The following is a 19,960-nucleotide window of genomic DNA, read 5'->3' as shown; positions in this document are numbered from 1 at the left end:
CTCTGATCACTGGGAGTATGGGAAGGTGAGTGCTGACGTGTTGGGACGCTGGGTGCCGGATCGTCCCGAGGATGTGGCTGCGATCTTCGCCCAGGCGGACTTCCCGTGGTGGATCGCCGGTGGCTACGCGATCGAACTTGCGGTCGGCCGCGAGCTGCGCGCGCACGGCGATCTCGATGTCCTCGTCCTCCGGCGCGACCAGGCCCTCGTACGTCAACTGTTGGCCGACTGGGACCTGTACGTGGCGGAGCCGCCCGGCCAGGGGGAGCTTCGACCGTGGCGACCTGGAGAGGTTCTTCAGCAGCCGCTCCACGACATCTGGTGCCGCCACACACCCAAGGCGCCCTGGTCGGTGCAGCTCATGCTGGACGAGGCCGAGGGCACCCAGTGGATCTCGCGGCGTGACCCGGCGATCCGCCTCCCGATCGACCGCCTCGGACGCACGACCGAGACGGGCATCCCGTATCTCGCGCCCGAGGTCCAGCTCTTCTACAAGGCGAAGGCGACCCGGGACAAGGACGAGACCGACTTCGAAGCGGTGCTGCCGCTGCTCGATGCTCCGGCACGCGCCTGGCTGGCGGACGCGATCAGCGTGATCGCGCCCGATCACCCCTGGCTCGGGCGGCTCCCGCCGGTCAGCCGAACGTGAGCAGCGGGACGTCGTAGAGGTCGGGGTTCCGGGGCCGGGTCATGGTGGGCGACGTGACCTCCACGACCATCAGTTCGCTGAGGAACTGGACCTTGGCGCTGAGGAGGTGGCTCGTCCTGCCGTCGGCCGACTGGGCCTTCAGGCCGGCGGAGACGTGGATGTGCGGGAGTATCCCGCCGGTGGCCGGGTCGTGAGCGAGGGTGCCGGCGCCGAACGCCTCGACGTTGATGACGTACGTCTTCGCCCAGACCGGTGCGTCCGGGTCGGCGAGCTTCTCGCAGGCGCCTACGATCTCGGCCTCCGCGAAGGCGCCGATGAACGAGGGGATGTAGCCCTGCCGTACGCCGTTGTCCCGGCAGAAGGTGGACAGCGCCTCGAAGAAGTCCTCCCCGTGGTCGAAGGTGACGCCGAAGGTACGGCCTACGGTCAGCTCGTGAGCACGCATGTGCGGGTGTCTCCTGAAGAGGTGGGGTCAGCGGGCGAAGGCGGTGGTGAAGGTCTCTCGGACCGCCGCCCCGTCGGCGCCCTGGGCGAGCAGGGCCTGCAGCAGGAGCCGGGCCTGGTACGAGCCGAGGTCGCCGGCGCCGATGAGTCCTCGTCCGAGGAGGTCCTTCTCGGAGCCGGGGAAGCCGTACGTGTCGGACAGGACGGGGCCGTTGCCGATGCGGGAGGCGAGGACCACGGGGATGCGGGACGCGAGCTTGGTGAGCCCTTCGACGAGACGCTCCGGGACGTGGCCGACGCCGAACGCCGCGACCACGAGCCCGTCGCAGCTGCCGTCCCACAGGTCGAGCAGTGCACCGTCGTCGCCGAGGGTGACGACGTAGAGGCCGACACGCGCCTCACGGTCGGGGGCGCCGACCAGCGGTCCGCGGGGCGGTAGGCCGCCCGCCATCCGCACCCGGTTCTCCGCGACCCTCGCGATCGGTCCGCACGACGGGGAGGTGAAGGCGGCTGGGCTGGTGGTGTGGGACTTGCGGACGGTCCGGGCCGAGTGGATCTCGTCGCCGAGGACGACGAGGCAGCCGGCGCCCCGGAGTCCAGGGTCGGCGGCGGCCAGGACAGCGGCGTAGAGGTTGGCCGGACCGTCGGCGCCGGGGAGGGTGGGGTTGCGCATCGCGCCGGTGACGACGACCGGCTGCTCGTGGCCGTGGTAGAGGTCGAGGAGGAAGGCGGTCTCCTCGATGGTGTCGGTGCCCTGGGTGATGACGACGCCGTCGACGTCCCCGGTCTCCAGCTCCGCCGCGATCGCGGCCGACAGCGCGGTGAGGTCCTCGAAGGTCAGGGAGGCGCCGGGCAGACGTCGGAAGTCCCGCACCTTGAGGCCGATGCCGCTCGTGGCCAGGGCGGGTACGGCGGCGAGGAGTTCGTGGGCGGAGAGCGCTAGTACGACGCCTCCGGTGGCGGGATCGGTGGTCATGGCGATCGTGCCGCCGAGGGAGAAGACCGCCACGTTCCTGACCGACTCCGTCATGCCCCCTGCTCCCCTGTCCGGACGCCGCCGAGCGCGGCCTCGCGAGGGGTCCAGGCAGGCTATCGGGTCGGTGCCGTCCGGGTACGCGGAATGATCACCAACTGTTCGGCCACGAAGCGGCAGGCGGCCTCCAGCCCTTCGAGGCCCAGAAGCCGGCTGCGCGGCCGGGCCAGCCGCTCCGTGCCGGCGGCCGACAACTGCGCGCACCGGCGTCCGAGCCAGGAGGCGTCGAGACCGAGGTACTCCGCCGTTGCCGCGAGGCGCTGTCCGGCCTGCTCGGCCGCCGTGGCCGAGTGGTGGCCGCCGTGGCCGGTCACGTCGGCGAACGTCCGCAAAGCCCCCGGCCGCGCGGTGACCGCGAGATGGGACGCCCCCTCGGTCCGTACCCAAGAGGCGATGACAGCTCGGCGCCCGTGAGAGAGGACGAAACCGTCGGTGTGTGCGAAGCCTCCGTCGTCCGTCACCCAGGTACGGATACCGAAGGACTCCATGAGCGCGATGGCGAGGAACATCAGGACGCGCTCGTACGCCGGCGAGGAGGCGACCGCCGTCTCGGGGACGCAGAACCCCCGGCCGCTGGTACTGCCTGGACGCCGGGGCGCCATTCGTCCGAGGTAGCGGTACTTGTGCCGGAAGAGCAGCCAGGTGGAGGCCTCCTCGCCGCGCTGTTCCCTGGTCCAGAAGACGGGCGCGTCGCCCAGGTGGTCACGGTGACCCAGGATGTACCGGGCTGCGGTCTCCGAGCCGATCAGCATCGTGGACACTTCGGTCAGGCCGTGGTCGGAGGCGAGCGGCGAGCCTGGGGAAGCGGTGAGCGAAGCCAGCGAGGTGTGCAGGGCCTGGTCGTCGCCGAGCAGGGCCGCCTCGAATCCCGACATGGCCCACAGGATGCCGTAAGTCAGGTCGTCCAGTTCGTACGCGGTCGGGACGTCGACCGGGTCGGAGGCGGTGCCGCGTACGCCGCTCGGCCTGGCGTCGGTGACGAACTGCCGGACCGCCCCGTCGACCGTGCGGTTCGCGACGATGAGCGCGCGCATCGGCATGGTGCGCCAGGCGTCCAGCTCCGGGCGGGAGTCGAGTCGCAGGCTGTCCCCGAGGAAGGAGGCCGCGGGAAGGGTCAGCACGGGAATCGCCGTCGTCGGGACGGACCGGCCGGCGGGTAACAGGAGCTGGCTTGGGCCTTCGGGCAGCGCCACGTACCCACGGGCTCCGGTGTCCGCCGTTCCTAGCCAGCTCGTGGCATCTGGGGTGTGCGGATTGGCCATGGGGAGGAGCCCGAGCAGTTCCTCCGGAACTCCCAACGCATCGGTCCATTGGACGAACTGCCGTCGGTCGCGGATCTGTTTGAGCCCGCGCTCGAGTCTGCTGACCTCGGCCTGGTCGATGCTGACCATCCGCGCCACGCCGGCCTGGGAGAGGCCCGTATGCTTCCTGAACAGCTTGACGACGGTGCCGAGTTCCCATGCGGCCACGGCTCGCCGGACCGTCGGATCACGCCAGAAAACCGGGGCGGCCCGTCGGGCGGCCGACCCGTCCTGGCACGAGGCGCATCGCGTACCGGCGTTGAAGCGACTGAGAAGGGCACCGCAGCGCGTACACCGCCGCTGTCCACTGTCGACCATGGTCGGCATTCTCCCTCGCTCTGCGACCGCCCGGACACGTTCCGCTGCTGGGGCTCATAAACACTCATAGGCGTAGGTCTTCGTGGCGGCCATCGTGGTGGAGCACCACCGACCGGAGCCGCCTGCCGCGACTCCCCGGACGTGAGGATCCGACCTGTGACCTCCTTGACCCTGCCGCCCCGGCCCCCCGGTTCGCCGCCATTGGCCCACGCCTGGCAGACGCTGGCGGACGGGCTGCTGACCCAGCGGCTCCATCCTGCCGTCACCGAGAAGAAGGCGCTGCCCGACGTGCCGGGCGCCGATGTCTCCGTGCTGGCCCAGCGCCCGTCTCTGCTGCCGGCAACCGACGGGTCCGCGATGGCGCTGCTGGAGGCCGCCAGGCTCGGCTTCTGGTGGGAGCTGCCCCAGCGGCACGGAACGGAGTCGCGGAACCAGCGCGGGGCGCTCCACCGCGCCGCCGACACCGCCGCCCAGAACATCCTCGCGGAGCAGTCCGGGATGGCCTGGTCCGACGCCGTGACCGCTGTCAGCGGCGCCGCCGCGTGGTGGGTGGGCTTCTTCACGGTCATCCGCCACCGCGGGGTACACCACATCACGCTGGAGCCGCACCCGAGCCCGCTCCATGAGCAGGCCCTGGGTACCGCGGTGAGCGTCGTGGCCCACGGCATGGCCACGCGGGTGCTGGAGGCGGCATTGCGTGACTCCGACGACGACCCGGACGTCCGCGCCGCGTACTGCCGGGCCATCGAGGCCGAAATCTGCGCCGAGCCCGAGCTGCCCCGCCTCATCGACGAGTTGGCGGAGCTGCGGCTGGTGGACCTGGTGTCCACCGCGGCGCGCTGGCGAGGCCGCTTCACCAAGTACGCAGGCGGCACGGGGGCGGGGCAGGTCGAATGAACCACCGCTATCCGTTCATCGTCATCGAGGGGCTCGACGGCACCGGCAAGACGACGCTGCGCAAGGGCCTGTTCCGGCTCTGGGAGGGGCTCTACGGCGTCACCCCGCTGTGCATGCTCACGACCAACTTCCTCGCCGCCGACCAGGCCGCCGCCATCGTCACGGGCAAGTACCAGCCGAACGCCGGGAACCGTGACGCCTACCTGTCCGCTGTCGTGGCGGACAAGCGAGCCACGCTGGATCGTCTCGTGCTCCCCCAGCGGCCGGCACGGCCCGTGATCGCGGATCGCTGGCTCCTCAGCGAGCTGGCCTTCTTCGCCGTAAAGCACGACATGAGGGTGTCGGAGACGTACGAGGTGCTAGCCGCGCAGCTCACCGTGGCCCCGGATCTCACGCTCGTCCTGGACCTGGAGACCGACGCCTCGATGAGCCGGGCGCAGGCCCGGCAGGGTGATGCCGTCCGGGCCGACTGGGACGTGCGCGACGTCCAGAGCCGGGTTCGCGAGACCTACGAGGCCGTGGTCTCGAAACCCGACGAGTTCCCGCTCCTCGGCGACGTGGTCCGCCTGGACGCCCGTCGGCCCCGGTCCGAGGTGTTGCTCGCCGCCTGGGACGTACTGCGTGAACGGCAGCTGGTGCCGCCGGTCGCCGCCCGCGCGGAAGGAGGAGAGACCCATGGCTGACGGCACGAAGGCGGTGCATCTGCGCAAGGCCCTCGCCGGCAGCGAACGGAAGCACCCGCTCCTGGCGATCGGTGCGGTCAACGCGCTCGCCGCGCATGTCGCGGCGGAATCGGGCTTCGACGCCCTGTGGGTGAGCGGTCTGGAGGTGTCCGCGGCCTCCGGGCTGCCGGACGCCAACGTCCTGGGCCCCCGGGACCTGTCCGACGTGGTCGCTTCGCTCGGCCGTGTCACCGAACTGCCCGTCATCGTGGACATCGACAACGCGGGCGGCTCGGGGCGCACGGCGGAGCGGTTCGCGTACGACCTGATGCGCGCCGGAGCCGCGGCGGTGTGTGTCGAGGACAGCGCGTACCCGAAGTGCAACAGCTTCGCGGCCCACCGGGCCCAGAACCTCGCCGACCAGGACCTGCTGTGCGAGCAGGTGGGGCGTATACGGAAGGTCGCCGGTGACGGCCTCATGGTCGTGGCCCGCACCGAGGCCCTTATCGTCGGCGAGGACATCGCCACGGCGATCGCCCGCGCCGAGGCGTATGCCGAGGCCGGAGCGGATGCGATCCTCATCCATTCCAAGGACGCGACCGGTGAGCAGGCGCGGGCCATCGGACGTGCATGGCGTCACGGCGTGCCGCTGGTCAGCGTGCCCACGGCGTTCCCCGACCTGAGCGCCGCCGAACTCGGCGAGGCTGGCTTCAGCCTCTGCATCTACGCGAACCAGCTCAGCCGTGCCGCCCTCGCGGGTATGCGCGCCGCCGCTCGTCAGTTCCGGCGTGGAGGGAGTTTCCGCTCCACCGTCGCGGGGTCTCTGGCGGAGGTCGGCGACCTGATGCGCGTCGGCGAGCCGGAGGCGCTGTCGTGCCTCTGACACCCGAACTGCCTCGGATCAGCGTCTCCGTGAAGGCGGCGATCGTGCGCGACGGCGCCGTCCTCCTGCTGTCGTACGACGACGAGGCCGGGTTCCACTACAACCTCCCCGGCGGCAAGGCCCAGGTCGGCGAGGACCTGCGCCAGGCCGTGAACCGCAAGGTCGCACAGGAGACGGGCCTCCAGGTCGTGGCCCGGCGTCTGCTGTGTGTCGTCGAGTACGTCCCCGATTCGTGGCAGGGCGAGTTCGGAGACGTACAGAAGGTTCAGTTCAACTTCCTCGCCGAGCAGGTGGACGACGCAGAGCCGCGCATGCCGGAACCACCGGACCCCATCCAGGTGGGCTTCGAGTGGGTTCCGCTGGAGCGTCTGAGGGACGTGTACCTGCTGCCCCGGATCAACCGCCCGCTGTCGGCGGCGTTGAACGGTGAGCTCGCCGACCCCTTCGTGGACAGTTGGTGACCTTCATGGATCCGATGCTGAAGGATCTGCGGGAATGGCTGCTACGGGAGCACGCCGGGACGGTCTGTGCCGACCGGCTCCGCGTGATCGCCGACGAGCTCGCCGACCTGACTGCCCGCGGTCTGCAAGGCGCTGTGGTGGAACTCGGTTGCTACAGGGGCGCGATGGCCCTCTGGATCCGTAGCGTGCTCGAATCGCTGGGCGACCACGACCGCGAGATCCACGTCTACGACTCCTTCCAGGGCATGCCCGCACCCGGCGCCGAGGACTCGGACCATCTGGCGGCGGGCGAGCTCCGGTCGTCCCCGGACGACGTACGCGCCACGCACACGACCTGGGGCAGGCCGGCACCGGTCATCCATCCGGGGTGGTTCGACGAGACCCTTCCCAAGGAGCTGCCCGATGACATCGCGTTCGCCTACCTGGACGGCGACTTCTACGACTCGATCCTCGCGGGCCTCACGCACTGCGTCACCCGCCTGGTGCCGACCGGCGTGTTGCTCGTCGACGACTACGCGGACACGGCGGTCAATCCGCGGGCCTGGGACGGGCTCCCGGGAGTGAAGCGCGCATGCGACGTGTACTTCGGCGCACCAGCGTCCGTGACCGTCGTCGTCGGCGAGGGCGATCTCGCCTTCGGCCGTTACGAGAAGCCGGAGTTCCCCGGATGAGCGCTGTCCTGGTGCTACGCGGGGCGGCGGACGCGAGCGCGATCCGCCGCGCCCTGCCCGATGTCCTCGTACACGAGTTGCCGAACCTGGACTCGCCTATGCCCACCGACACGGCCGTGCTCGTCCTGCGCTCCGGCATCCGTGTCGGCGAGAGGGAGCTGAACGCGCTCCCCCACCTGCGGCACGTCGTACGGGCCGGGCTCCGGCATCGACCACATCGACGTGAGTGCCCTCCGGCACCGTGGCATCACTCTGCACCGCAACGCCGAAGCCGGCGCGGGCGCCGTGGGCGAGTGGGTCCTCGCTGCTGCCCTCGCCCTGGCCCGGCGTATCCCTTTGGGGCAGCACGCGCTGCTGCTCGGCCAGCACGAGAAGCAGGCGTGTATGGGGGCGTCACTCGGCACCCTCGCCGCGGGCATCTGGGGCGCGGGCCCGGTGGGGCTGGCCGCCGACTGGGCCCTCGCCCCCTTCGTGGGCCGCACGGCCTTCGCCGCGTGGCCATCGAACCCTCCCGGTCTGCGGGAACTGTCGGCGACAGCCCTCATGGAGCAGTCGCAGGTACACGTGATCGCTCTGCCGCTGCGCCCCACGACCGAACAGCTCATCGGCGAGGACTTCCTCGCTCGCGTCGCTCCGCTGCGGCCTCTGCTGATCTGCGCCGGGCGGCTGGAGACCCTCGACGTCGCCGCCTGCCTGCGGGCACTGGCGGACGGAAGGCTCTCGGGCCTTGCACTCGATCCGGTCGAGCGGGAGCACCTGCCGCTCCTCACCGGCTCCACGACGCCGCTCAACCTCCTGGCCTCACCCCACATCGGGGCCCAGCGCTCCGACGTGCGCGGCGCGCTCAATCGATGGGCCGTCGATCTCCTCAAGGAGATCACCGCTGACGACAAGATCCTGATCGAAGGAGGCCACCGGTGAACCCATCGGCACGACTGCGCCGGGAGATCGCCGACAAGGTCGCCCAGGCGCTGGTCGCTTCCGGCGAGGCCGGCGAGGTCTGGCTGGAGGGAGCCCTCGCCTGCGGCTTCGCCCACGCGGCAAGCGACATCGACCTGCGTGGCATCGTGGACGGCGCCCATCCGGCGTGGGAGTCGCGCATCGTGGACGGCGTCCGTGTCGACCTCCAGGCGGCGGGGCCGCAGCGGGCGGAGGAGCTCCGGCACCTGCTCCGCTCCTTCGACGTGCGCCGCAACGACCTCGGATCGTTCCGCCGGGTACGCGCCTCGATGCACGACCTCATGTGTCTGCGCACCGCCCTCTCATACGGCTCCGAGGGCTGGGATCCGGTGCTCGACTCCGGGGATTGCCAGGGCTACCGACGCTGGGCGGTCGCCGACCAGGCCGAGGTCGCTGCGAGTCTCGCGGAGGACCTGACCGGCCTCGTCGAGGACGGCCTGGCCGAATCGGCCGGCGTCGTGTGCCGGAAGCTGGAGACCTACCTCACCGCGCTCGGCTGCGCGGCGGCCGGCCACCTGGTCCTCGGCGACAAGTGGCTGCCGCTGCTTGCCGACGCGCAGCCCCGCCCGTCGATCGACCCGGCTCGCGCAGAGACGTGGGAGTGGTTCCGTCCGGTTCAGCAAGCCGTGACGAGAGCGCTTCTGAACTGCTGGCCCGTCGACGACCCGCTGCAGAAGCCACCCAGTCTGGGTGCCCCTGACGCCGGCTGGCTGCCCCAGCGGTACGCCGACGGGTGGTTCCTTCGCCGTGGCGACGTCCACATCCCCATCACCGGCGGACAGCTTCTCGGGTGGCTGTCCACGGTCTCCACCGATGGCGCGTAGACCGCGCCTCTCCTCCTCGGGAGTCCTCTGATGCCCGTCACCCGCACCGCCTCCATCGACCTGGAGAGTCTCTACGCCCCGCTGTCGAGCACCGGGCCGGACACGGCCGTCTCCGTCATTCTCAAGCTCCGCGGGGAGACCAGCGACATCGACTGCCTGTACTGCTTCGAGAAGCGCAAGGAGTCACCGGGTGGCGCCCAGATCAGCGCGGCACAGGTCCACCGCCTCGGTTCGGTCTTCTCCGGGCGTCCGCTCAGCGTCGAACTCCACGGCGGGGAGCCCCTGACCGCCGGCCGGGAACGGCTCGCGGAGATCCTGGACGCGCTCGCCGCACAGCCGAACGTCATCCGCGTGAGCCTTCAGACCAACGGCCTCCAGCTCGACGACGCCTGACTGGACCTGTTCGAGCAGCACTGCCCCCAGCTGGAGATCGGCCTCTCCCTCGATGGAGACGCACTGGGGAACTCGTGGCGCGTCGGTTACGACGGCCAGCCAACGTACCCCCGAGTGGTCGAAGCCCTGGAACTTCTCGGCCGTCGGGAACGCCGCGTCGGCGTCATCTGCGCCGTCACCCCGTACGTCCTCGGCCGGGCCTCCGAGGTCATGGAGCACCTCGCCTCCTTTCCCGCCGTGACAACGGTCAGCCTGGTGCCGTGCTTCGACGCGGCGGTCACCCGTTCGACCACAGTGGCGGGATCCCGTACGCCGACCAGCCGGGCACTCCAGCGACGGGCCGTCGGCCCCACCGGCCCGGCCTGGGCCGTCACGCCGCGTCAGTACGCCGACTTCGTGCTGGAGGCCGCTCACCACTGGGTCGCCGACGGCCTGTTCTGCCTCTTCAAGCTGGAGCCCGTCGTCTCCGTCATCCGCCGCCTGCGGGGTCTGCAGACCCGTTCCTGTCACTTCTCCGACTTGAAGTGCGACCACGTCCTCACCCTCTACCCCGATGACTGCCTGGGAAGCTGCGACGAACTGCCCTGGCCGCAGGCCGGCCTCACCGCGCTCGGTGACGTAGGCGCTGAGGCGGACGTGGCAGGCGCCCAGGGCGCCTCTCCGCTGCTTCAGCAGGCACGCTCCCTGGTCGCGAAGTACACGACCTGCGACTACCGCGACACCTGCGGCGCGGGCTGCCCGGCGGTCCGCCTCCGCTTCGCCGCCGCGGGCGACGAGGACGCGTACTGCGACCACCGCATGCGCCTGATCGACGGCGTCGCCACCCTGCTCGCCCAGCCGGATCTCCCGCCCGGCGCCTCCTGTTCCCGGCTGCACTGGCGTCCTGTCCGCCCCAACGACATGCACCACGTCATGGCGTTCCTGGCCCGCTGGGATGAACCCGCCGTACCACGCTCGCCAGCACGCCTCCAGGTAAGCGCCCACGGCAACATCAACACGGTCGGCCTCCCCGGCATCCACGAGGCGGACGATCTCGACCCGCGACACCCCCAGTGGTACGAGGGCATCGAGCCGGGCGTCCGCCCGATCGTCGACGCGCTCACCGCGGGCTGGAACACCGTCACCTATGACAGCTGCCAGGGCCACGCCTACGCTGACCTCCCCGGAGCCGAGCCCCGGTTCCTCTCGGTCGGCGTCCTACCGCGCGACCGCACCGAGCACGCGCGAACAGCCGCGCGCCTGTGCCGTGCCGCCAGCCGAGCCGAGTCCTCCCTACCCGGAGCGTGTTCGCTGGTCCTCGGCCGCAACGAGCTCACGTGCCGCACCACTGGCCGGGTGTATCCGACGCTCGACCTCCATCTCGTACCCTCTGCCGGCACCACGCCTGCCGAGTACTTCGAGGACCTCGCCGAGGCCGTGCTCGTACTCACGGAGACCCTGGCCGAAGCCGCGTCTGCCCCGCCGTCCGCCCTCTGTGCCTGCGCGGGCGAAGCCCACTCCAGCGCTGGAGGCGAGCAGTGATCCACATCGCCGAGACGCTGTCCATCCGGACCGTGGAGAGCTTCCTCAAGCCGAACGAGATCGAGCGCCTCAACGACGTCATGGACGACGCGCTCGGCTCCCTCGGGCGCGACCGGTACGGCGCGGGCCGCCATACGACCATCCACGAGATCCCCGGTCACTCCCCCGCCGAGGCGCAGGACGTCTACGAGCCGGCCGGCCGGATCGAGATGACCGACATCCCGTACGAGGCGACCGCCCTCCTCGACCAGGCCCTCAAGCTCCACATGGCCGCCATCACGCACACCCTGCCGTCGGTCACCGGCCACCGGCCGTGGATCTACCTCGAGTACGGCGCCGGCCAGTACATCACCCCGCATGCGGACGGCATCGCCCCCGATCCCTTCACCCGTCCCCGCCAGATCGCCGCCGCGACGGTCACGCTCACGGACATCCAGGACACGGGCGGGGCGTTCTACGTGGAGACCACGGGCAGCGGCGCCGTCTGGACCACCGACGAGGCGCCGACCGGGTCGGGTTACGCCCCGGGGATGCGCTTCGCACACGACGGGGCGGACATGTCCTCTCCCTGGTTTCGCGGCATGCCGCGCACGCGATGGAGCGTCGCCCCCTCTCCGGGAACGCTCGTGGTCTTCGGCAGCCAGCTCGTCCACGGCACCGAACCGGTCCGCGTCGGCCGCGTTCGCAAGTTCCTGACGCTCTTCGTCTCCGAGTAAGGAGCCATGCATCCGTGACCGGCCCCCGCGGCCCGCCCGCACCAGCCCTTCGCCCCGACCCACCGCCCCTACCCGAGGAGAGAGAGCGAGCAGTGGCAGACGACAAGACGTTCGACGAGTTCCTGGAGGCGGTCGCGTCCCTGCGTGACAGCGACCCCGTGCGCACCACCGCGCACACTTCCAACGCGGCCACCGAGACCTGGCTGGCCGCCACGGTGCAGCCCGACGCCGCTGAGCCCACCACCGAGTCCTGACCCGCCACGGGGCCGGGCAGGTCCCGGTCCGGCCCCGTTCCACTCCCGGAGCCCCCAGATGAGCGCTCTCTCCCCGGAAGCCCTGGTCGCCCTCGACGGTATCGCCGACCACCAGCGCCAACGGACCAGCCGGATCGCCTCCGTACTCGGCAACCGCCTCGGCGCGTCCGCACTCGACTACGCCGTCGCCCACCACCTGCTCGAAGGCGCCGAACACGCGGCGCGCGCCCGGGACGCAGACCGCCTCGCCTGGTACCGCCGTACGACGGTCCGAGACCTGACCCACCTCTCGGCCGGCCCGCACATCGTGCTCAGCCCGCGCCCCGCGGACCTGCTCCGCTCGGAGATCTCCGAAACCGCGTACTACCTCATCGGCCCCCGACACCGACCCTGCCCCACCCGAGGCCCATCGCCTCGTTCGTACCGCCCTTGCCTCCGCGACCGAGCACGGCTTCGGCACCCTGCTCACCCAGCACGCCCCCGTCATTTGCCTGCTCAACCGCCGCCGACTCGACGAGACCCTCCACAGCTGGGCCCTCACCCGCCTCCCGGGCACCGTCTTCACCGACTACACCGCCCACCCCGAGGTCCTGGCCCGCGACCTGATCCACGAGGCCGGCCACAACTGGCTCAACGACGCCCTGGCCGCACACGACGTGCGTCTCCCCGCCGACGTCACCTTCTTCTCCCCCTGGCGAGGAACCCCTCGTCCCGTCTACGGTTTCCTGCACGCCTGCTGGGCCTTCTCCCTCACAGTGCTGTACGCGCGGCGGGCCTGCTTCGGCGCCACGGGTGCTGTGGCTTGCTTCCTTGACACCCACCTGCGCCAACAGGCGGGCCGGTTCATCTCCGTACTCGATTCGCTCGCGGGGGCACTCTCGTTCGTTCCCACTGAAGCAATCCGTGATCGCATCAACCGGGCCGTGGGCAGGGTCGTGTCACCGGCGTAACCGCCATCGGTTGTTCCAGCAATGCCTCCAGCTCGACTGGCCACGGGCCCCGTTCCCAGGGGAACGGGGCCCGGACCGCGTCACGCCGCCAGGGACCAATGAACGTTCTCCGAGAATGAATCGAGAACGACAAGCTGAGGCTGGACGAACACCACCGCCACTCCAGACCGAGTCGTCATGCGACTCGTATGAATACGCACCGCGACGCGCACCCGGCCACCGGGAGGAACTACCTCAGCCGACAGCGCTCGCACTGCCTCGGAAAAGTCCCAGGATTCCGAGGTCAGTCGGAATACACCAAGGTCTTCCACTCCTGCGATACTGAGCATCAGCGACACTGCAGGGCGCGAGCCGGTGCCTGCCCGTGCCTTGACCATCTCGTCGCAAGTCCTTGTGCGCCCGTTAGCCTTGCCAGCCTCCGACCGAGTCAAAGCCGCGGAACCCGCCTGGTCCATTTCGACGGTAGCGAGCCCTCGCCGCCGGAGCGTGTTACAGACAAATGCAGACGGACCGGTGAGTGTCGCTTCGACGGCGCTCCGGCCCAGAATCACCTCGGCGGCTCCGTCCTGCCCCTGCGCTTCCCTCATCCTTCCTCCGAGAAGGGCGGCCAGGTCCGCAGCCTTCGCCGCGTCAATGGTCAGGATCGCCCATGTGGGCTCGTCGGTCGACCAGCCGTGCTGGTGGGCAATATGCAACTCGCCTGCGATCAGTTCGGTATCCGTGTTCGACATCTGGTGGCTCCTGGCGCTCGCTCGACTAAGGAACGCCAGGATGCGCCCGATACCGGGGCTTGACAGTGCCGCCCGATCCCTCCGAGACCTCAGGTAGCCATAGTCCGGAATGATCCGCTCAGGCTCAGTGGGTTCTGCTCGGAACCGTGCAGGATTCCCGGCACCCACCGCACCGGGGCCGATGCCGAGAACACCGTCACCCTGACCCCGAAATCCAGCAGAATCTCCTTACGGGCTTGGACATCCGGGGCCTTCATCCATCGGTCCTCCACCGTTTCGCCAGTGGGGCGCTGCACCATGCCGGGCGGTCGCTGAGGCTCGCTCTCCAGCTCCTTCAGCTCGCGGGAGAGCTCGATGTAGCGCTCGCGGTACCACTCGGCGTCGTCGGGCTGGTCGTAGAGGCCGGCCTCACGGTCGGCGCGCAGGCGCTGCTGGCTGGCCTTGACCTCGGCAATGCGGTCGGCGATGCCGTTTCCGGAATCGTAGACCGTCTCGACGATCGCACCGTGCCCAAACTTCTCCAGGAACCAGCCCTCGACCAGGGCGTCGAGATTCGCGACGCGCATATTGGGAGCCGGGCGGCAATGCTGTGCGCTCTTCCAGCCCTTGTTCCGGGCGGTGCACGCGTAGCGGGGCGGAGCATCGGCGGACGTCTGGGTGAAGAGACGGTTGTGGCACTGGCCGCACAGCGCCACTTCCGTCAGGAGGTACGACCGGTTGGTCTTGCGACCCCGATACGGGGTGTCCCTGGCACGAAGCACCTCCTTCAAAGCGTTGTGCGTGGTGCGGTTCCACAACCCCTCGCACAGGCGAACCGGGTTTCCCGTCCGGTCGATGACGGGCTTGCCCTGGTGGACGAGGTAGCCCATGGCCGCCTCAGACAGCAACATGTTGCGCAGGCTCGTGGGATACCAGGGGGCGCCCACCGGCCGGCTTGCCGGACATGACGGCAAGGTGATCGGTCGGCGACAGCTCGCCAAGACGGTTGAGGCGAGCGGCCTCACTGCTCACCGACACGTTCTCGGGGTCGGCGAGGATGCGGCGGGCGACGGTCCGCAGGACTTCGGCCGCATGCGGGTGGAGCTCGACGCGGTCGACCCTGCCGTTCGGGACAGCACGGACGTACTGGAAGCCGTACGACGGCTTGCCCTTCGGGCGGCCCGCGGCGCGTATCTTCTTGGTCGCGTCGCGGTTGCGCCGCTGGATGGCGCGCAGTTCCATCTGCGCACCCCATGCCTCCATCGTGAAACGGTTCTCGTCGTTCGGGTCGTCGAGGTTCCAGACGCCTTCGTGCCCGTAGGTGACGAGGAGCTTCCCCTCGTCGCGCATCTTGTAGCCGGTGTTCAGGCAGTCGACCACGTTGCGGCCGAGCCGGTCGACCGCTGCGGCCACGAGCCCGTCGTACCTCCCCCGCTCGTCGCGGAGCCACGGACCGAGCTTCGGACGGGTCATCGGGTCGGTGGCGCCGGACACCTCCCAGTCGTCCGCCCAGTCGATGATGTGCCCGCCTACGGCTGCGACAGCCGTCAGCACGTCCTCCCGCTGCCGTTCGGGCGAGGTCGTGGCGGCCTTGACCCGCGACAGCCGACGTACTCCGAGCAGGCACTTTCTGCAGCCGTCGTACGGCCGCTCAATCTCGTCCATGGTGGTACCGCGCATCTTTCTCCCGTTTCGCCGGAGCGTAAGGAGATTTGGCGGCCACACCCAGGACGATCTTGATCGGCTCCCGATCAGCCCAGGAAGCTCAACCGCACTTGACGGTTGTCTTTGTCTTTATTTGTGTCGACCAGGCAGACCGACTGCCAGGTGCCCAGGCTGAGGCGGCCGCCCAGGACGGGGAGGGTGGCGTGGGGCGGGAGGAAGGCGGGGAGGACGTGGTCGCGGCCGTGGCCGGGGGTGCCGTGGCGGTGCTGCCAGCGGTCGTCGGCGGGGAGCAGGTGGTGGAGGGTGGCGAGGAGGTCGCTGTCGCTGCCGGAGCCGGTCTCCAGGACCGCGAGGCCGGCCGTGGCGTGCGGGACGAAGAGGTTGAGGAGGCCGTCGCGGCCCGCGGCCGTCTCCGTCAGGAACTCCTCGCAGGCGCGGGTGAGGTCGGTGACCGTCTCGCGGGAGCCGGTGGTGAGGTCGAGGACGCGGGTGGTGAAGGAGTGTGACATGGGGTCATCCTGCCGTCCGCGGTGCAGGATCGCCCGTCCACGCTCCGAGACGGCGTTGACCGTGTCGGCGGCCGGTCGCTACCTTCGCGCCATGTTGCGTACAGCCCTGCTCACCACGCGCGGTCACATCGACCTGCTGCGGGTGGCCTCCGCCACCTGTTCCCGCGGCTGCTGACGCCTTCTCTCCGCCGGCCCCCCTCCGCTCGGCCGGTCCTGCTCCGACGCTGACGCCTTGATCCGTCTCGCCGTGCGCGCGTGTGCCTTCCGCGTGCGGTGACGTCGAGGCGTGTCCGCGCCCCTTTCCCGCCTTCCTCCCTTCCGGAGTCTTCATGGCCGTCGGTCACGCGCCCCCTCCTTCTACCCTTCCGCCGGACATATCCGCCATTCCGGATATCGAGTCCCTCACTCCCTCCTCCCGGTCCGGCCGGCTGCCCGGCGTGCCGCGCTGGCTGCGGCGGACCGTCGGGCCGCTGCTGCTCCTGCTGGTGTGGCAGGTGTCCAGCGCCACGGGGGTGCTCGCGCCCGAGGTGCTCGCCTCGCCCGGGACGATCGCGCGGTCCGCCGCCGCACTCGTCGCGGACGGGACCCTGCCGACCGCGATGGGCGTGTCGCTCCGGCGGGTGGCGGCCGGGCTGCTGATCGGCGGGGCGATCGGGGTCACGCTCGCCCTGCTGTCCGGGCTCTCCCGGCTCGGCGAGGACCTCGTCGACGCCACCGTGCAGATGCTGCGGACCGTGCCCTGGGTCGGACTGATCCCGCTGCTGATCATCTGGCTGGGCATCGGCGAGGCGCCGAAGGTCGCCCTGATCGCGCTGGGCACCGCCTTCCACCTGTATCTGAACGTGTACGCCGGAATCCGCGGCGTCGACGCCCAACTCGTGGAAGCCGGACAGTCGTTGGGGCTCGGACGGTGGGGCCTCGTGCGGCACGTCGTGCTGCCCGGCGCGCTGCCGGGGGCGATGACGGGGCTGCGGTACGCGCTCGCCACCGCCTGGCTGGCGCTCGTCTTCGGGGAGTCCATCAACGCCGACGCCGGGATCGGCTTCCTGATGAACCAGGCGCGCGAGTTCTTCCGTACCGACGTGATCGTGGTCTGCCTCGTCGTGTACGCCTTCCTCGGCCTGCTCGCCGACGCCGTCGTCCGCACTCTCGAGAGGCTGCTGCTGCAATGGCGACCGACCTTCACCGGACAGTGACCGTCCGTGGACTGACCCGGTCCTTCGACGGCCGGCCGGTCGTCGACGGGCTCGATCTGACCCTGGAACCGGGGCAGTTCACCGCGCTGCTCGGGCACAGCGGATGCGGCAAGTCCACCCTGCTGCGGGTGCTCGCCGGGCTCGACCGGGAGATCTCCGGCACCGTGCTCGTGCCGCGCCGCCGCGCGGTCGCCTTCCAGGCCCCTCGGCTGATGCCGTGGAAGCGGGTCTGGCGCAATGTGCTCCTCGGCCTGCCGGGCCGCCCGGAACGGGCCGTCGCCGACCGCGCCCTGGAGGAGGTCGGACTCGCCCACCGGGCCGCCGTGTGGCCCAAGACCCTCTCCGGCGGAGAGGCCCAACGGGCTTCGCTCGCCCGGGCCTTGGTGCGCGATCCGGACCTGTTGCTGCTCGACGAGCCGTTCGGCGCGCTCGACGCGCTGACCCGGATCAAGGCCCAGCGGCTCGTCGCCGAGCTGTGGCGGCGGCGCGGCTGCACCGTCCTCCTGGTCACCCACGACGTGGACGAGGCGCTGCTCCTCGCGGACCGCGCGCTGGTGATGCGCGACGGCGTCATCGCGTACGACACGCCGGTCGGCCTCGACCGCCCCCGCTCCCCCGCCGACCCCGCCTTCGCCGCCCTCCGCGGTCGCCTCCTCGCCGAACTCGGCGTCGAGCAGACCGCGTTCGCCGGCACGACACACCCCTAGGAGCCTCCCTTGACGTCCCTCCGACACACCCTCGCCGCCGCGCTGCTCCTGCCGCTCACGCTGCTCGCCGCCACCGCCTGCTCCCCCGCCTCGGGCGCCGACGCCGGCGGGAGCACCGACGGCAAGGGCGATCTCGTCCTGAACGTGGGCGACCAGAAGGGCGGCGCCGAGGCGGTCCTGCGCGCCGCCGGAGAGCTCGACGACCTTCCCTACCGGGTGAAATGGTCCACCTTCACCTCCGGTCCGCCACTCCTCGAAGCCGTCCACGCGGGCGCCGTCGACCTCGGCGGCGTCGGCAACACCCCGCCGGTCTTCGCCGCCGGCGCCGGCTCGAAGATCACCGTGATCGCCGCGACCCACGGCGACTCGGCGGGCGAGGCGATCCTCGTCCCGAAGGACTCGCCGCTCCGCTCCCCCCGCGACCTGAAGGGAAGGAAGATCGCGGTGGCGCAGGGAAGTTCGGCGCACTTCCAGCTGATCGGCTCGCTGGAGAAGGCCGGGCTGACGCTGAAGGACGTCCAGGTCACGCTGTTGCAGCCGGCCGACGCGCTCGCCGCCTTCACCAGCGGGAAGGTCGACGCCTGGGCGGTCTGGGACCCGTACACCTCCCAGGTGCTGCACAGCGGTGCCGGCCGGGTCCTCACCGACGGGCGCGGGGTCGTGAACGGCCTCGGCTTCCAGGTCGCCGCGCCCGCCGCGCTCGCCGACGCGGAGAAGGCGAAGGCCGTCGGCGACTTCGTCGAACGGCTGCGGCGCGCCCAGGACTGGGTGTTCGGTCACCCGGAGGAGTGGGCGAAGGTCTGGGCGAAGGAGACGGGGCTGCCGTACGAGGTGGCGCTCGCCGCCGTGAAGCGCAGCAACGGCACCCGTATCCCGGTCGCCCTCGACGCGGCGGCGATCGCCTCCGAGCAGAAGATCGCCGACACCTTCGCCGGGCTCGGCCTCATCCCGAACCGGTTCCGCTTCGCCGACTTCGTGGACAACCGCTTCGACAAGGACCTGCCGCCGTCCACCACCCCGGCGCGCTCCTACGGAAAGGACGACTGACCCATGACGGTCCACCTGCACTGGTTCCTGCCCACCGGCGGCGACGGGCGCACCCTCGTCGACCGGCACGCCTACACCGACGGCGGGATCACCCGGAACCGCGCGGGCGCGGGCGCCGGGGTCCGCGCACCCGACGTCGAGTACCTGGCGCAGATCGCCAAGGCGGCCGAGCGGCTCGGCTTCGAGGCCGTGCTGACGCCGACCGGCACCTGGTGCGAGGACGCCTGGCTGACGACGGTCGCGCTCGCGCAGCACACGGAGCGGCTGAAGTTCCTGGTGGCGTTCCGGCCGGGCGTGCTCTCCCCGGTGCTCGCCGCCCAGATGGCCGCGACCTACCAGCGGATCACCCGTGGGCGGCTGCTGCTCAACGTGGTGACCGGCGGCGACTCCGTCGAGCAGCGGCGGTTCGGCGACCACCTGGACCACGACCAGCGGTACGCGCGGACCGCCGAGTTCCTGTCGGTCGTGCGGGGCGTGTGGAGCGGCCGGCCGTACGACTTCCAGGGCGAGCACTACCAGGTGGTGGGCGGGCTGACCGCGCTGCCGCCGGACCCGCTGCCGGAGCTCTTCTTCGGCGGCTCCTCCGCGGCGGCCGGACCGGTCGCCGCCGAGCACGCGGACGTGTACCTGACCTGGGGCGAGCCGCCGTGGCAGGTGAAGGAGAAGATCGACTGGATCCGCGGGCTCGCCGAGGAACGCGGCCGGACCGTGCGCTTCGGCATCCGGCTGCACACCCTCTCGCGCGACACCTCCCGCGAGGCGTGGGCGACCGCCGACCGGCTGCTCGCCGACCTGGACGCCGAGACGGTGGCGGCGGCACAGGCGGCGCTCGGCCGCAGCGAGTCGGTGGGGCAGCAGCGGATGCTCGCCCTGCACGGGGGCGGGTCGCTGGACCGGGACCGGCTGGAGATCGCGCCCAACCTGTGGGCGGGCGTGGGGCTGGTGCGGGGCGGGGCCGGCACGGCGCTCGTCGGCAGCCACGCGGAGGTGGCCGACCGCATCGAGGAGTACCACGACCTGGGCGTGGAGCACTTCGTGCTCTCCGGCTACCCGCATCTGGAGGAGGCGTACTGGTTCGGCGAGGGCGTCACCCCACTGCTGGCCGGGCGCGGGCTGCTGAGCACGGTGCCGGCGTCTCCGCTGCTCGCCGGCGTGGCGGCGGGGATCGGGGGTGGGCGCTAGGCGACGG

23 protein-coding genes and 1 pseudogene are annotated in these 19,960 nt (G+C 70.9%); 17 read left to right on the top strand and 7 right to left on the bottom strand.

The annotated features are described in order from the left end of the window. Nucleotides 1-25 precede the first annotated feature (25 nt). The gene (locus IF73_RS0122555; protein ID WP_051717156.1) at nucleotides 26-649 is read left to right on the top strand and encodes a nucleotidyltransferase domain-containing protein; all 624 of its coding nucleotides are present in this window, start codon (nucleotides 26-28) and stop codon (nucleotides 647-649) included. On the opposite strand, the gene IF73_RS0122550 is transcribed toward IF73_RS0122555, so the two are convergent. The 3 genes from IF73_RS0122550 to IF73_RS0122540 are packed head-to-tail and all read right to left on the bottom strand — an operon-like array spanning nucleotide 636 to nucleotide 3,745. Continuing rightward, nucleotides 636-1,094, bottom strand: coding sequence for a PPC domain-containing DNA-binding protein (locus tag IF73_RS0122550; RefSeq protein WP_031010954.1), 459 nt, complete (start codon nucleotides 1,092-1,094; stop codon nucleotides 636-638). The two genes, IF73_RS0122555 and IF73_RS0122550, sit on opposite strands and share 14 nt — an antisense overlap. A gap of 27 nt (nucleotides 1,095-1,121) precedes the next feature. Next, the gene (locus tag IF73_RS0122545; RefSeq protein WP_037880101.1) at nucleotides 1,122-2,123 is read right to left on the bottom strand and encodes an asparaginase; all 1,002 of its coding nucleotides are present in this window, start codon (nucleotides 2,121-2,123) and stop codon (nucleotides 1,122-1,124) included. Between the two features lie 59 nt (nucleotides 2,124-2,182). Continuing rightward, the gene (locus tag IF73_RS0122540; RefSeq protein ID WP_158822104.1) at nucleotides 2,183-3,745 is read right to left on the bottom strand and encodes a helix-turn-helix domain-containing protein; all 1,563 of its coding nucleotides are present in this window, start codon (nucleotides 3,743-3,745) and stop codon (nucleotides 2,183-2,185) included. A gap of 156 nt (nucleotides 3,746-3,901) precedes the next feature. Here IF73_RS0122540 and IF73_RS41555 point away from each other — a divergent pair, with 156 nt between their 5' ends. The 12 genes and pseudogenes from IF73_RS41555 to IF73_RS42860 form a co-directional block, all read left to right on the top strand. Next, nucleotides 3,902-4,642 (top strand): hypothetical protein, encoded by a 741-nt coding sequence (locus IF73_RS41555; RefSeq protein WP_199806702.1) that lies wholly within the window; start codon nucleotides 3,902-3,904, stop codon nucleotides 4,640-4,642. Further along, a complete protein-coding gene (locus tag IF73_RS0122530; RefSeq protein WP_031010946.1) occupies nucleotides 4,639-5,325 on the top strand; it encodes a dTMP kinase in 687 nt (228 codons plus the stop codon). Before IF73_RS41555 ends, IF73_RS0122530 begins: the two co-directional genes overlap by 4 nt. Beyond that, nucleotides 5,318-6,187: an isocitrate lyase/phosphoenolpyruvate mutase family protein gene (locus IF73_RS0122525; protein ID WP_031010944.1), complete on the top strand. Its 870-nt coding sequence runs from the start codon at nucleotides 5,318-5,320 to the stop codon at nucleotides 6,185-6,187. The genes IF73_RS0122530 and IF73_RS0122525 overlap by 8 nt, the downstream gene beginning before the upstream one ends. After that, nucleotides 6,178-6,648 (top strand): NUDIX domain-containing protein, encoded by a 471-nt coding sequence (locus IF73_RS0122520; RefSeq protein ID WP_031010942.1) that lies wholly within the window; start codon nucleotides 6,178-6,180, stop codon nucleotides 6,646-6,648. Before IF73_RS0122525 ends, IF73_RS0122520 begins: the two co-directional genes overlap by 10 nt. A 5-nt stretch (nucleotides 6,649-6,653) precedes the next feature. Then, nucleotides 6,654-7,319, top strand: a complete 666-nt coding sequence (locus IF73_RS0122515; protein ID WP_031010940.1) for a TylF/MycF/NovP-related O-methyltransferase — start codon at nucleotides 6,654-6,656, stop codon at nucleotides 7,317-7,319. 222 nt (nucleotides 7,320-7,541) lie between these two features. Continuing rightward, nucleotides 7,542-8,240 (top strand): NAD(P)-dependent oxidoreductase, encoded by a 699-nt coding sequence (locus IF73_RS39135; protein ID WP_199806701.1) that lies wholly within the window; start codon nucleotides 7,542-7,544, stop codon nucleotides 8,238-8,240. Then, on the top strand, nucleotides 8,237-9,103 hold the full coding sequence (locus IF73_RS0122505; protein ID WP_051717149.1) for a hypothetical protein: 867 nt from the start codon (nucleotides 8,237-8,239) through the stop codon (nucleotides 9,101-9,103). The genes IF73_RS39135 and IF73_RS0122505 overlap by 4 nt, the downstream gene beginning before the upstream one ends. Nucleotides 9,104-9,133: 30 nt before the next feature. Then, nucleotides 9,134-9,496, top strand: coding sequence for a hypothetical protein (locus IF73_RS41550; protein WP_199806700.1), 363 nt, complete (start codon nucleotides 9,134-9,136; stop codon nucleotides 9,494-9,496). A 114-nt stretch (nucleotides 9,497-9,610) separates the two neighbouring features. Continuing rightward, nucleotides 9,611-11,017 carry a radical SAM protein gene (locus IF73_RS37945; protein WP_199806699.1) on the top strand — a complete coding sequence of 469 codons (1,407 nt, stop codon included), beginning with the start codon at nucleotides 9,611-9,613 and terminating at the stop codon, nucleotides 11,015-11,017. Continuing rightward, nucleotides 11,014-11,733 carry a 2OG-Fe(II) oxygenase gene (locus IF73_RS0122495; RefSeq protein ID WP_031010936.1) on the top strand — a complete coding sequence of 240 codons (720 nt, stop codon included), beginning with the start codon at nucleotides 11,014-11,016 and terminating at the stop codon, nucleotides 11,731-11,733. Before IF73_RS37945 ends, IF73_RS0122495 begins: the two co-directional genes overlap by 4 nt. A gap of 92 nt (nucleotides 11,734-11,825) precedes the next feature. Further along, complete coding sequence (locus IF73_RS41130; protein ID WP_158822102.1) at nucleotides 11,826-11,987, top strand: hypothetical protein; 162 nt, start codon at nucleotides 11,826-11,828, stop codon at nucleotides 11,985-11,987. A 416-nt stretch (nucleotides 11,988-12,403) separates the two neighbouring features. Beyond that, nucleotides 12,404-12,937: pseudogene (locus IF73_RS42860) on the top strand (aKG-HExxH-type peptide beta-hydroxylase); the annotation flags it as partial. A gap of 80 nt (nucleotides 12,938-13,017) precedes the next feature. Here IF73_RS42860 and IF73_RS0122480 read toward each other — a convergent pair. The 4 genes from IF73_RS0122480 to IF73_RS0122465 all read right to left on the bottom strand — a co-directional run bounded on the left by IF73_RS0122480 (nucleotide 13,018) and on the right by IF73_RS0122465 (nucleotide 15,821). Next, nucleotides 13,018-13,668 (bottom strand): hypothetical protein, encoded by a 651-nt coding sequence (locus IF73_RS0122480; protein WP_031010933.1) that lies wholly within the window; start codon nucleotides 13,666-13,668, stop codon nucleotides 13,018-13,020. A gap of 89 nt (nucleotides 13,669-13,757) precedes the next feature. Further along, entirely contained in the window at nucleotides 13,758-14,558 is an 801-nt protein-coding gene (locus tag IF73_RS41540; protein WP_031010930.1) for a hypothetical protein, read from the bottom strand. Continuing rightward, complete coding sequence (locus tag IF73_RS41535; protein ID WP_234338311.1) at nucleotides 14,545-15,312, bottom strand: recombinase family protein; 768 nt, start codon at nucleotides 15,310-15,312, stop codon at nucleotides 14,545-14,547. The genes IF73_RS41540 and IF73_RS41535 overlap by 14 nt, the downstream gene beginning before the upstream one ends. 86 nt (nucleotides 15,313-15,398) lie before the next feature. Then, nucleotides 15,399-15,821 carry a secondary thiamine-phosphate synthase enzyme YjbQ gene (locus tag IF73_RS0122465; protein WP_031010927.1) on the bottom strand — a complete coding sequence of 141 codons (423 nt, stop codon included), beginning with the start codon at nucleotides 15,819-15,821 and terminating at the stop codon, nucleotides 15,399-15,401. Between the two features lie 329 nt (nucleotides 15,822-16,150). Here IF73_RS0122465 and IF73_RS0122460 point away from each other — a divergent pair, with 329 nt between their 5' ends. The 4 genes from IF73_RS0122460 to IF73_RS0122445 are packed head-to-tail and all read left to right on the top strand — an operon-like array spanning nucleotide 16,151 to nucleotide 19,953. Further along, nucleotides 16,151-17,017 carry an ABC transporter permease gene (locus tag IF73_RS0122460; protein ID WP_031010925.1) on the top strand — a complete coding sequence of 289 codons (867 nt, stop codon included), beginning with the start codon at nucleotides 16,151-16,153 and terminating at the stop codon, nucleotides 17,015-17,017. Then, entirely contained in the window at nucleotides 16,990-17,724 is a 735-nt protein-coding gene (locus IF73_RS0122455; RefSeq protein WP_037880098.1) for an ABC transporter ATP-binding protein, read from the top strand. Before IF73_RS0122460 ends, IF73_RS0122455 begins: the two co-directional genes overlap by 28 nt. Before the next feature lie 9 nt (nucleotides 17,725-17,733). Further along, complete coding sequence (locus tag IF73_RS0122450; protein WP_031010921.1) at nucleotides 17,734-18,771, top strand: ABC transporter substrate-binding protein; 1,038 nt, start codon at nucleotides 17,734-17,736, stop codon at nucleotides 18,769-18,771. Nucleotides 18,772-18,774: 3 nt separating this feature from the next. Further along, the gene (locus tag IF73_RS0122445; protein WP_031010917.1) at nucleotides 18,775-19,953 is read left to right on the top strand and encodes an LLM class flavin-dependent oxidoreductase; all 1,179 of its coding nucleotides are present in this window, start codon (nucleotides 18,775-18,777) and stop codon (nucleotides 19,951-19,953) included. The last annotated feature ends 7 nt before the right edge of the window (nucleotides 19,954-19,960 follow it).

The organism is Streptomyces sp. NRRL F-5727 (assembly GCF_000719555.1).
Classification (GTDB): domain Bacteria; phylum Actinomycetota; class Actinomycetes; order Streptomycetales; family Streptomycetaceae; genus Streptomyces.
Note: the sequence above shows the minus strand (reverse complement) of the source record. Positions and strands in the feature narration are given on the sequence as shown.

What these genes read in the sequence shown, in the direction of transcription:
- IF73_RS41550 (WP_199806700.1), top strand. Translation starts at nt 9,134, where the DNA reads ATGCCCGTCACCCGCACCGCCTCCATCGACCTGGAGAGTCTCTACGCC.
- IF73_RS0122545 (WP_037880101.1), bottom strand. Translation starts at nt 2,123, where the DNA reads ATGACGGAGTCGGTCAGGAACGTGGCGGTCTTCTCCCTCGGCGGCACG.
- IF73_RS0122530 (WP_031010946.1), top strand. Translation starts at nt 4,639, where the DNA reads ATGAACCACCGCTATCCGTTCATCGTCATCGAGGGGCTCGACGGCACC.
- IF73_RS0122465 (WP_031010927.1), bottom strand. Translation starts at nt 15,821, where the DNA reads ATGTCACACTCCTTCACCACCCGCGTCCTCGACCTCACCACCGGCTCC.
- IF73_RS0122515 (WP_031010940.1), top strand. Translation starts at nt 6,654, where the DNA reads ATGGATCCGATGCTGAAGGATCTGCGGGAATGGCTGCTACGGGAGCAC.
- IF73_RS0122455 (WP_037880098.1), top strand. Translation starts at nt 16,990, where the DNA reads ATGGCGACCGACCTTCACCGGACAGTGACCGTCCGTGGACTGACCCGG.
- IF73_RS41535 (WP_234338311.1), bottom strand. Translation starts at nt 15,312, where the DNA reads ATGGACGAGATTGAGCGGCCGTACGACGGCTGCAGAAAGTGCCTGCTC.
- IF73_RS0122540 (WP_158822104.1), bottom strand. Translation starts at nt 3,745, where the DNA reads ATGGTCGACAGTGGACAGCGGCGGTGTACGCGCTGCGGTGCCCTTCTC.
- IF73_RS0122550 (WP_031010954.1), bottom strand. Translation starts at nt 1,094, where the DNA reads ATGCGTGCTCACGAGCTGACCGTAGGCCGTACCTTCGGCGTCACCTTC.
- IF73_RS41540 (WP_031010930.1), bottom strand. Translation starts at nt 14,558, where the DNA reads ATGTTGCTGTCTGAGGCGGCCATGGGCTACCTCGTCCACCAGGGCAAG.
- IF73_RS0122445 (WP_031010917.1), top strand. Translation starts at nt 18,775, where the DNA reads ATGACGGTCCACCTGCACTGGTTCCTGCCCACCGGCGGCGACGGGCGC.
- IF73_RS0122460 (WP_031010925.1), top strand. Translation starts at nt 16,151, where the DNA reads ATGGCCGTCGGTCACGCGCCCCCTCCTTCTACCCTTCCGCCGGACATA.
- IF73_RS0122525 (WP_031010944.1), top strand. Translation starts at nt 5,318, where the DNA reads ATGGCTGACGGCACGAAGGCGGTGCATCTGCGCAAGGCCCTCGCCGGC.
- IF73_RS0122480 (WP_031010933.1), bottom strand. Translation starts at nt 13,668, where the DNA reads ATGTCGAACACGGATACCGAACTGATCGCAGGCGAGTTGCATATTGCC.